The following is a 2,011-nucleotide window of genomic DNA, read 5'->3' on the forward strand; positions in this document are numbered from 1 at the left end:
GCACTCGCTACAGTGGTTGGGGTTCTCATTGAAGTACCCGTTATGCTTTCCGTATGCAGCTTCTGCAATCGGACACGCCATTGGTTTGCCGGCTACCGGTGATTCGGTTACGCCGGAACACGTATCTGTGACGGGGGGTTCCCTATGCCGACACTGACGATCACCTGGCAGCGTGTTGTGGACGATCAAGGGAATACCTGTAGCCGCTGCGGTGCTACAGAACAGGCTGTTGACGAGGCGGTCCGCCTACTGAATCAAACTCTAAAAACGTTGGGAATATGCGTGGTTGCGGAGAAAAAGACGCTCACTCCCGCCGAGTTTAGCCGTGATCCTCTCCAGTCCAATCGTGTGTTCATTCAGGGGAGACCCCTTGAAGATTGGCTTGGGGCCACTGTGGGAAAAAGCCCGTGTTGCTCCGTGTGCGGCGACGCCGAGTGCCGAACGCTCACCGTCGAAGGGACTACCTACGAGTCGATCCCTAGCGAACTGATTATCAAAGCGGGCCTGCTGGCTGCGGCCGAAATAGTCGCGCCCCAGAAGACGCAGTCGTGCTGCTGTAGAGCCGAGCCCCCTGGTAGTTCCCACTGCTGCGGCTAAGGAGAACCAGCACCACTTATTCCACCACAGCGGTCGCAACGTCTCGAGAATTCGACAAGCAGTCCGAATGTGCTCTCGCCGGAACGAACACGCCACGCCGGGGCATGTCACCGGACGACTTACCCCTTCGTGACTGCGGCTTAATCGCTTCGCCACCCTACGGAGTTCAGTCTGTCAAAATCCACAAATTGAAAAATACACGCATACTGGCAAGGATCAGCAATCTAGTGAACCCACAAAAAAGATCAGCTTGTCGCCTGCGCCTCAAAGTATCGGGTTATCCGTGGCGAAAAACGCACCTTCCGTGGTGCCAAAACATTGGGTAAAGAGAGAGAAACTTGCAAATTTATCCACCGGGATGAGTCGAAGTTTTCTTTAACCCCTCATGTCGAGGACGCGACAATGTCGATTAGAGTGTGAGACCCTTTGCTGCGTCAATCACCAGACTTGAAAGTCAATTTGATGCTGCAATGAAAGAGGGGTTGCTCGAGCTGATCCAGTCAGAGAACCGGTGCACGGAATGAAACGTCTCCTCATCATCGCCGAATCTTTTCCGCCACGGCGGACAAGCGGCAGTTTTCGCATTGAGGGTTTCTTCAAGTACCTGCCCGAGTTTGGAATTCAACCGGCCGTCTTCACAGCGAGTTCACCCACACCCGAGCCATACCCCGGGTGTGACTTCCATCCAGCCTCCCACAGGGTGTTTAGCGTCCCGTGGTATTCTCCCGGAAAACGCTGGAACTCATTTTCTGCGAAAGCGATCTTACGAGCATTCCCGGTGGGGTGGTGGCTTGTCCGGCACATCGAGCGGCGAGAGATTCTCCGTCGCCTGACGCCTTCCCTTCTTGCTGCGGCATCGGAATTTCGGCCCGATGCAGTGCTGGCATCAGGACCTCCCCCGGTTGCTTACCTGCTGGGTGAGTTGCTCCATGACGCTTTGAACATCCCACTTATTCTGGATTTTCGCGATCCCTGGAGCGCCTTTCACAACACGTATTATCGGCACTGGGTCGACTATCTTTTGGAACGCCGCTGTGAAGCGAGACTTCTTCGCAAAGCGGCGCTCATTCTGGCAAACACGCCAACCTCCGCCAAAATGTTCCGAACCCTCCTCAACGTTTCCAGCGACAAGCTGGCCGTTTTGACCAACGGCTACGATGAAGCGGCCTTTGTGTCCGCCGAAACGATTCCCCCGATTTTTCCACCCGACCAGTTTACGATCCTCTATTCCGGGGTTTTCACCAGACCAGACCGCCACCCGGGAATTCAACCTTTCTTTCAATTCTTGGGATTCCAGTATCAGCCTCTGCGGACATGCAACAATCTCCGCTGGCCCGGGTATTTTCTGGATGCCCTCAAGCAGGTTCTCAACGATCATCCAGACTGGGCCAAGACATTGCGCGTGGTTTTCGTC

2 protein-coding genes are annotated in these 2,011 nt (G+C 54.9%); both read left to right on the forward strand.

Translation table 11 applies throughout. The annotated features are described in order from the left end of the window. The first annotated feature begins 144 nt into the window (after window positions 1-144). Complete coding sequence (locus H5U08_RS16985) at window positions 145-597, forward strand: DUF2703 domain-containing protein (protein ID WP_095415005.1); 453 nt, start codon at window positions 145-147, stop codon at window positions 595-597. A 520-nt stretch (window positions 598-1,117) separates the two neighbouring features. Next, window positions 1,118-2,011 (forward strand): glycosyltransferase (locus H5U08_RS16990; RefSeq protein WP_297035799.1); only part of this gene is annotated, 894 nt, incomplete at its 3' end.

It is taken from the genome of Thermogutta sp., from assembly GCF_014359955.1.
GTDB lineage: Bacteria > Planctomycetota > Planctomycetia > Pirellulales > Thermoguttaceae > Thermogutta.

Coding starts and splice junctions, on each gene's coding strand:
- H5U08_RS16985 (WP_095415005.1), top strand. CDS start 145: ATGCCGACACTGACGATCACCTGGCAGCGTGTTGTGGACGATCAAGGG.